The sequence below is a fragment of the Synechococcus sp. R5-12 genome, from assembly GCF_047502655.1.
GTDB lineage: Bacteria > Cyanobacteriota > Cyanobacteriia > Thermostichales > Thermostichaceae > Thermostichus.
On the sequence record NZ_JANSIM010000148.1, the window covers coordinates 1 to 8,375 of the forward strand.

Sequence of the window (8,375 nt, forward strand, 5' to 3'; positions counted from 1 at the left end):
ACAGTGATGTTCAGCAGTGTTCAGCGTAAATGTATCAGATACAGTTGAGGCTTAGCTGGCCTGCTGTAGGAGCAGATCCAACTGGCCGCGAGCCTCTAGCGCGTAAAGATCGTCGCAGCCGCCGATATGCTGGTCGTTGATGAAAATTTGCGGCACCGAACGGCGGCCGTTGGCCCGCTTGGCCATTTCCGCCCGTGCCACCTCGTCTCCATCGATGGCGTATTCGATGTATTTCACGCCCTTGCGATCCAGCAGTTGCTTAGCCCGGATGCAAAAGGGACAAAAACGCCAGGTGTAAATCTCAACAGTCATAAGAAAACAACAAACGCTTTTACATAGCTTAACATTTTCACGGAGCCGGGATCCCTTTCCTTGCAAACCCGGGGTTTTCTGCCTCCCATGGTCTAGTTGGCTTCCTTCCAATTGTGGCCAATTTGGATATCCACCACTAGCGGTATGGAGAGGGGCACTGCTCCTTCCATTTCTGTTTGGATCAGCGGTTTTAGGGCCTGCCATTCCGAGGGATCCACCTCAAACACCAGCTCATCATGCACTTGCAGGAGCAAGCGGGAACGAAAGTTCTGCAGCTTTTGCCGCAGGCGCACCATTGCTACTTTGATAATGTCCGAGGCGGATCCTTGAATGGGAGCATTCACAGCTGCTCGCAATTCCGCTTGTTTGCGATGGCCTGTCAGACGAGACAAATTGGGAAAATAGCGACGGCGACCCAAGATCGTTTCTACATAGCCATGCTTTTCCACAAAGGCTTCAGTGGAGCGCAGATAGGCAAAAATGCCGGCGTAGCGCTCGTTAAATCGCTGTAAAAATTGCTTGGCTTCCGACAAAGAAACCCCCGCAGTGCGGGCAAAGCGCTGCGCTCCCATGCCATAGATCACCCCATAGTTGATCGTTTTGGCCAGGCGGCGTTCTTCGCTGGTTATTTCCTGTTTTTCCAGGAGCAGGCGGGCGGTCAGGGTATGCACATCTTCTCCTGAGCGAAAGCCTTCCAGCAAGGCAGGTTCTTGGCTGAGGTGGGCCAAAATGCGCAGCTCAATTTGAGAGTAATCTGCTGCCGCCAATAGCCATCCCTCTTGGGGAATAAAAGCTTGTCGAATCCGGCGACTGAACTCGGTGCGAATGGGAATATTTTGCAAGTTGGGGTTTGAGGAGCTGAGCCTGCCGGTGGCAGTAACGGTTTGGTTAAAGTCGGTGTGGACTCTGCCGGTATCGCTTCTTACCAGGGCAGGCAGAGCATCCACATAGGTCGATTTCAGCTTGGCCAAGGTGCGGTATTGCACGATGGTTTCGATGAGAGGATGATCCCCCTCTAGCTTTTCTAAAACTGAGGCATCAGTGGAATAGCCAGTAGCCGTTTTGCGGGTTTTGCGAATGTCCAATTTCAGCTTTTCAAAGAGCAGGGATCCCAGTTGCTTGGGAGAATTGAGGTTAAAGGTTTCTCCAGCCTGGGCATAAGCTTTCTGCTCCAAACTTTGCAGCTCTTGTTCCAGCTCTTGGGAAAATTGCCTCAGAAACTCGGTATCAACGCGAATGCCGATCCACTCCATCTCTTCCAAAACTTGGGCCAAGGGCAGCTCGACTTGAATAAAAAGATCCCACAGGCGTGGATCGGTTTTCTGCAGCTTTTCGGTGAGGATTGGCACCAGACGATAGGCACAATAGGCGTCGGTTCCACAGTATTCTGCAACTTTGGAAATCGGGATATCGGCAATGGACTGTTCCTTGCCCAGCAACTTTTTGTAGCTGGTGGTCGGCAAATTCAAATGGGTGGCTGCCAAATCGGCCAAGTTGTGGCTGGCTTCTGGATCCAAAACGTAGCTGGCCAACATGGGATCAAACTGGATCCCTTGCAGGCGGATCCCGTGGGCGCGGAAAATGCTCAGGTCGTACTTACAGTTTTGTAGGCTTTTGGGTCGGTTGGGATCTTCCCAAAGGGGTTGCAGGCTTTGTTTAACCAGCTCCCAATCCAGGTTGGATCCCTGGCGGTGGCCGATGGGCAAGTAGGCGATATCTCCCTCTGACCAACAACAGCCGATCCCCACCAATTGGGCATCCCGTGGATCTAGACTGGTGGTTTCAGTATCCCAAGCTACAATCCCTGGGCAGGCCAACAGCTCTTGCCGCAACAGCTCCAGTTGCTCCGGCGTATCGATGATGCGCACCGCCGGCAGAGAAGGGACGGGATCGAGGGCAAAATCAAACCACAGGGCTTCGTCAGGAGCGTTTGCAGGAGCCCCGGTGGGATTAAAGGCGCTGACCGCTTCTGCCTCGGCTGGGATCCCCCCCGAAGCCGTTTGAATTTTGCGCACTTGGGCGATGAAGCTGTGAAACTCCAATTTTTCCAGCAGCGGCAGCAATTCTGCTTGATCAAACCCGGTTAATTTCATGCTCTCCCAGTCGGGAGAAAGAGGAACGTCGCATTTGATCCGAGCCATAAATTGCGAGTGATGGGCCGCCGGGATCCCTTCTTTGAGGTATTGCTGGACTTTTCCTTGGATCTCGTCCAGGTGGTCGAAAATTTCATCCAAACTGCCGTAGCGCTCCAGCAGCTCCACAGCTCGCTTGGGGCCGATCCCTTTCACCCCGGGAATGTTGTCAGAAGGGTCACCACAGAGGGCCTTATAATCCACCACCTGCCAAGGCCAGATGCCCAATTTTTCTTTCACTTGTTCGGGGCCAAACTCGCTGATGCGATCTTTGCTGTTGAGGTGCAAAACCCGAACTCTTCCATCGGTATCGATCAACTGGAACAGATCTTGATCGCCACTTAAGATCTGCACCCGGTAATCTTGGGGGGCTAGCCTACTGAGGGTGCCCAAAATGTCATCGGCTTCAAAACCAGGCACCACCAAAATCGGGATGCGTAGTGCCGTCAACACCTGCTTCAGGTTCTCCACATCTTCGATAAACTCCGGTGGCGTTTCCGGGCGGCCTGATTTGTAGGTTTCGTCGGCCTCGTGGCGAAAAGTGGGCTGCCGTGTATCAAAGGCAACGGCTACATGGGTAGGGGTGTATTTGTCCAAGACTTCTAACAGCGATTTCAAAAAGCCAAAGCTGACGCTGGTGGGGATCCCAGTGGAAGTGCGCAACCCCCCCTCGCGGCTGTAGGCAAAGGCGTAGAAGGAGCGGTAAGCCAAAGAGTGACCATCCACCAGCAGCAGTGTTGGAGTTTGCCAAGCCATCAGCTGATACCTTGAGGGTGAATCTAGCCTATCGGATCTGGGCTATGGGCAGAAGGGATCCCACATCCGTCTCAAGAACTCGAGCGGCGGGCTGCTGCCGACACCCAATGGCAACTTCTGTAATCACAATCTGTAGGCACAATCTGTAATCACAACTGGCTAGGACGAGATCCAAAAGCCCATCGACGGGCCCGCCAACCCTGATTTCCGTTTTGCGGGCTACAATGCTCATGCCCATTTTTTCAATTGGTTGGCTCAATCGGCAATACCTAAATTTGTTACCCAGTTGATCACCCAAAGCATTGCCCTCTGGTTCTGGACAAAATACAGCTCGCCACAATGCTCTTCTCTTCTCAGCAAATCCTGCCCCCATCTCTCTACCCACCCCTGCATTGGGGCCTCAAGACCCTCTTTCCCGACGGCCTGTGGGAGTTGCCGGCAGATCCCCATACCCAGCGGGTGGCTCTGACCTTTGACGATGGCCCTCACCCTGAGTACACCCCTGCTTTGTTGCAGGTTTTGATGGATTTTCAGGTGCCGGCCACGTTTTTTGTGTTGGGAGAACGGGTGCAGCGCTGGCCCCACCTGGCCCGTCAGATCCGCCAACAAGGCCACCGCATTGGCCTTCACGGCTGGCAGCATCGCTCCTTCACCCAGCTTGCCCCTGACGAACTTCAACAGAGCCTGAAGCGCAGCCAAACCACCCTCGTGGCTGCCTGTGGCGGGATCCCTGACGATTATCGGGCTGTGCGCCCGCCCAATGGCTTGTTTTGGCCGCAGACGCTTGCGGATTTGCGCCGTTGGGGCTTTTGTCCGGTGATGTGGAGCGTGGTGCCTGAGGATTGGCTGATCCCACCGGTATCGGTGGTGGTGGAGCGGGTGCTGGCCCAGGTGCGGCCTGGCTCCTTGATCGTGCTGCACGATGGGGTAGAGGGGGGATCCCAAGTGGTTGAGGTAACGCGGCAGTTGATCCCAACTTTGAAGAAGCGGGGATTTGAATTTGTCCACTTGCCGGATCCCTGAGATCTTTCCAGTTGGGGAGAAATTAAATACAGTAGAGGCACGCACAAGCAGGAGGGTCAGGCCATGGGCGCACGCAAGATTATCTACGGCATTTTTGGGCAACGGGCCGGCAGCGTCATCGTCGGAACTTGGAACTGGCTGTGGGGGATCCCGGTGGAGAAAGGTGGCACAGGGGCGGTGATGGTGGCGGAAGAATCCCTACGCACGATGCAGGAGACGGTTCAGCGTCTCACGGAAGCCGTTGCCACCCAAGTAGCCGCCTATCAGCGGGCTGAGCAGAAGTACATGCAAAAGGTGCGGGAGTACCAGGCCCTGGAGAACAAAGCTCGCCTGGCCGCCCAACGGGGCGATCAAGAGGCTGCCCGCCTGGCTATGTCCCAAGCGCTGCAAATTGAGGCCATTCTCGGCCCCCTCAAGGAGAATGTGGAAACTGCCGAGCGCTACGTCAATGCCGCCAAGCAAAAGCTGGCCCGCGAGAAAGAACGACTGGCCGCTTACAAGAGCGAGCTGAGCAACCTCAAAGACATCAACGAGGTGAACCAAGCTCTGGAGCAGATGACCCGCGTCAACAACTCCTACAACATCGACTCGGCCAAGTCCCAATTTGAGGCGGCAAAGAATGCTATCCAGGCTCGCCAGCTCAAATCCCGAGCCATGAGCGAACTCTCGGAAGATCGCAGCGAGCAGATTGCTGCCCAACTGGATGAAATGGCCATGGACGATGAAATCTCCCGCCGCTTGGCAATGCTCACCGGCCAAGGAGGTGCCCAGGCCAACCTGCCGCTACCGGATCTGGATTTCGAGAAGCGGCTCCCCCAATAGCGGCAGTTGCTTCCAAGCTTGGGGATCCCTCGCTTTTCAACCCACGTCGGCAACCCCGCTGCTAAGTTGCAGGGGGAGTTTTCCGTTGGGAATTGACGGTCAACGGGCTAGAGGGAGTGCGCTCGTACTAGGATGATAAAGGAACAATAGGCAACCCATCTGAGGAGAGGATCCCAGCATGTCAGCAGCACGAGGCGGGCATTCTGCCCGGTTGGGCCCGCGGCCCACTTCTGCAACCAGCCTGTGGCTGTCTAGGGCGTTGTTGCTGCTCTGCGTTTGCCTCAGCTTGGTGGTTTGTGCCTGTTCCGCGGGCTCTAACCTGCGGGCCTACAGGGATCCCAGCGGAGCCTTTGCTTTTGCTTACCCCAACGGCATGGTGGCGGTCAATCTTGGGCCGGGGAAAGGGCCGGTGGTACTCCTGCGCGACCTGGTGTACGAGACCGAGAACGTCAGCCTGATGATCGCCCCGTTTGACAAGGGGGAGACGATTGCCGATTTGGGCAGCCCGGCTGAGGTGGGGCAGTTGGTGGCGGAGAAGATCATTGCTCCTGAGGGATCCGGTCGCTCGGCCAAGCTGTTGGCTGCCGAAGCCTTTGAGCGGCAGGAGCACCCCTATTACCTGCTGGAATACCAAACCGATATGGGATCCCAGCTTCGCCACGAGGTGGTGACGGTGACCGTTCGGCACCATCGCCTCTACACGCTGACGGCCTCTACCCAAGAATCCCGCTGGCCTCAGGTGCAGGCTGCTTTTAGGAACGTGGGCCGCTCTCTGAATGTTTCCTAAAGCTTTTCCTGAGAGGATTTTCTCAAGGGATTGAACCGGGTTGACGGACTTGGGTAGGTTAAGGTTGAGCCCTTTAGGGCTGAGTTATGGTCATTTTAGGTTGGGGGCGAGACGCCTGGGCTACTGAGAAAAGCCTTGTGGTTCTGGGGATTATTGCTCCGCAACGCTGACGCGAAGACGCGACCAACGTTTTGGGTGTGGGTGCAGTGTCCTAGCTTGAATCGAAATGACCCTACCTACGGGTTCCAGCCAGGCCATCTGGTGCTAGAACGGTAGTGTTTTAAACCTGCGGAGATGGGATCCCACCCTCTTGGGCCTGCTCTATGACCGTATACGTGGTTCAGATCAGCGACCTGCATCTGTTTGCCAAGCCCCATCACCGGCTGCTGGGGGTGGACACGGAAGCCTCTTTCCTGCAGGTGCAAAAGGCCATTGCCGCTCTGGATCCCTTGCCCGATCTGCTGCTGCTCACCGGAGATCTCTCTCAAGATGGCAGTGCAGCATCCTACGCTCGTTTGAGAGCCCATTTGCAAACTCTCCCCATCGATACTTACTGGTTGGCGGGCAACCACGATCGCCTGCACACCATGAACCAAGAGCTTCATGCCGAGCGGCTATTTGGGGACAAGAGCTTCAGCCGGGAAAATTGGAGCTTTATTTTGTTGAACTCCCTCGTGCCCGGCAAAGATAGCGGTTACCTGACGGAGCGCACGCTGCTGTGGCTGAGACAGGAATTGCAGCGGAGCAAAGCTGCCCAACACCATGTTTTGTTGGCCCTGCACCATCCCCCTTTTTCGGTGGATTCTGCCTGGCTGGATCAAAGCGCCCTGCAGCAGCCGGAGCGGTTGTTTGGGGTTCTGGACGAGTTCGACCACATCCGCCTCGTTGTATTCGGCCATATTCACCAAGACCTGCACCGCCGGCGGGAGGGGGTTGATTACCTGGCTTGTCCCTCAACCTGTGTGCAATTTCGTCCCAAGAGCCCCCAGTTTGGCCTGGAGGTAATTCCCCCTGCCCTGAGGCAGATATGGTTGGAGCGAGATGGCAGCTTCAAAACTCAGGTTCAACGGGTGGGGGCCGCTCTGCAACGTCCCAACCTGGCCCTGAAGGGATATTAGCTCTCCCCCTCTTGAACCTCTGCGGGGGGTAGCCCGATGGCCTGCCCCAAACAGACGCTGGCCCCCAGCAAGGCCAACCACCCCGGCAGCAGCGACAGGAAGGCCACTGCAGCCACCAAGGTGTTGTTTCCCCCCTGCAAAAGGCTGTAGAGCAGCATCGGCAGCGTGAGAACCCGCCCACCGCCGACGAAGAAGGTGAGCAAAAATTCGTTCCAAGAGATCAAAAAGGCAAATACCGCCCCAATGGCTGCCCCAGGGGCAATGAGGGGCAACGTCACCTGCCACCACACTTGCCAGGGATCCGCCCCCAAACAGCGGGCCTGCGCCTCGTAGCCGCGGTCGAAACGGGCGAACACACTGCCCATCACCAGAGCCATGTAGGGAATGGTGGGGATCAGATGCACCAGCACCACCCCCAGCAGGGCACCGTCTAGCCGCAGGCGAATCAGCACCCCTTGGATCCCCATCAGCACAGCCAGAGGAGAGGTGATGACGGGCAACAGCAACAGCAGGCGCAGCCAGGCGGGCACAGGATGGGTGCCCAAAACTCGTCCCGCCGGGATCCCCACCCCCAAGGCCAGCAGGGTGGTAAACAGGGCAATTTGCAAGCTCTGGCCGAAGGCTGCCCGGAACTGGGATCCCCAGCTCAGCAGTTGCTGCCAACCGGCTATGCTCCATGCCCGGGGCAGGGCATCGGGAAAATACCAGGCCCGCGTGAAGGCCCAAAGGGCCAGCACCCCAAAGGGCAAAGCCCAAAGGAGGGCCACTCCGGCCACCCCAAGGCGGAGCAGGGATCCCCCAATCCATCTGCGTCCTTTCACGGCTTTCTCCAAGGACTCCGTCCCGCTGAGCCAAACGGCAGCTGCAGAAAGGATACTCTGGCTGCAAACAGCCCTCCGATTAGGCTGACCACCGCTGCTGAGACAGCCAGCAGGATGATCCCCAGCGCCACCGCCTGCTGCCGCTGCTCCAGGTTGATGTGGGTGAAGCGCTGATAGATCAGAACGGGCAAGGTGCGCGGGTAGGTGGGCCCTAAGAGCAAGGGAACCTCAAAGGCGCTGAAGACAAAGCCGAAGATGAGAATCCCGGTGGCCAGCAGCCCCGGCCTCAGCAAGGGCAGCGTTACATACCAAAACGTCTGGGCGGCAGAAGCCCCCAGCAGCCGAGCCTGTTGCTCCAGCTCGGATCCCATCCCGCGCAGCAGCGTCAGCGCCACCAGAGCGGCAAACGGGATCTCCTTCCAAAGCCAATAGAGCAACACCCCCACATAGCCGCGGTCGTTCACCCACAAGGGAAAATCCTGATCCGAGGCAATCCAGCCCAGTTGGAAGGCCAGCCGCGCCAGCCAACCGCTGGGCCCCAGCAGCAGCAGCATCCCCGCCACCCCCACCAAATGAGGAATCGGCAGCGTCAACTGGCCAAGCC

9 protein-coding genes are annotated in these 8,375 nt (G+C 57.1%); 4 read left to right on the forward strand and 5 right to left on the reverse strand.

The window, feature by feature from the left end; translation table 11 throughout:
- Nucleotides 1-51 precede the first annotated feature (51 nt).
- The 3 genes from grxC to NW843_RS08670 all read right to left on the reverse strand — a co-directional run bounded on the left by grxC (nucleotide 52) and on the right by NW843_RS08670 (nucleotide 3,459).
- Nucleotides 52-312: a glutaredoxin 3 gene (grxC, locus tag NW843_RS08660; protein WP_414522685.1), complete on the reverse strand. Its 261-nt coding sequence runs from the start codon at nucleotides 310-312 to the stop codon at nucleotides 52-54.
- Nucleotides 313-404: 92 nt separating this feature from the next.
- Complete coding sequence (polA, locus tag NW843_RS08665; protein ID WP_414522686.1) at nucleotides 405-3,200, reverse strand: DNA polymerase I; 2,796 nt, start codon at nucleotides 3,198-3,200, stop codon at nucleotides 405-407.
- 28 nt (nucleotides 3,201-3,228) lie between these two features.
- Complete coding sequence (locus tag NW843_RS08670; RefSeq protein ID WP_414355428.1) at nucleotides 3,229-3,459, reverse strand: hypothetical protein; 231 nt, start codon at nucleotides 3,457-3,459, stop codon at nucleotides 3,229-3,231.
- A gap of 80 nt (nucleotides 3,460-3,539) precedes the next feature.
- Between NW843_RS08670 and NW843_RS08675 the strand changes: the two genes are divergently transcribed.
- From NW843_RS08675 to cpdA, 4 genes are all read left to right on the forward strand, one after another.
- A complete protein-coding gene (locus tag NW843_RS08675; RefSeq protein ID WP_414522687.1) occupies nucleotides 3,540-4,223 on the forward strand; it encodes a polysaccharide deacetylase family protein in 684 nt (227 codons plus the stop codon).
- A 63-nt stretch (nucleotides 4,224-4,286) separates the two neighbouring features.
- Entirely contained in the window at nucleotides 4,287-5,045 is a 759-nt protein-coding gene (locus tag NW843_RS08680) for a PspA/IM30 family protein (RefSeq protein ID WP_414329450.1), read from the forward strand.
- A gap of 178 nt (nucleotides 5,046-5,223) precedes the next feature.
- On the forward strand, nucleotides 5,224-5,832 hold the full coding sequence (psbP, locus tag NW843_RS08685; protein WP_414522688.1) for a photosystem II reaction center PsbP: 609 nt from the start codon (nucleotides 5,224-5,226) through the stop codon (nucleotides 5,830-5,832).
- A 323-nt stretch (nucleotides 5,833-6,155) separates the two neighbouring features.
- Nucleotides 6,156-6,950 (forward strand): 3',5'-cyclic-AMP phosphodiesterase, encoded by a 795-nt coding sequence (cpdA, locus tag NW843_RS08690; protein ID WP_414522689.1) that lies wholly within the window; start codon nucleotides 6,156-6,158, stop codon nucleotides 6,948-6,950.
- On the opposite strand, the gene NW843_RS08695 is transcribed toward cpdA, so the two are convergent.
- Complete coding sequence (locus NW843_RS08695) at nucleotides 6,947-7,771, reverse strand: ABC transporter permease (RefSeq protein WP_414522690.1); 825 nt, start codon at nucleotides 7,769-7,771, stop codon at nucleotides 6,947-6,949. The genes cpdA and NW843_RS08695 overlap by 4 nt on opposite strands.
- Nucleotides 7,768-8,375 (reverse strand): ABC transporter permease subunit (locus NW843_RS08700; RefSeq protein WP_414522691.1); only part of this gene is annotated, 608 nt, incomplete at its 5' end. The genes NW843_RS08700 and NW843_RS08695, both read right to left, overlap by 4 nt.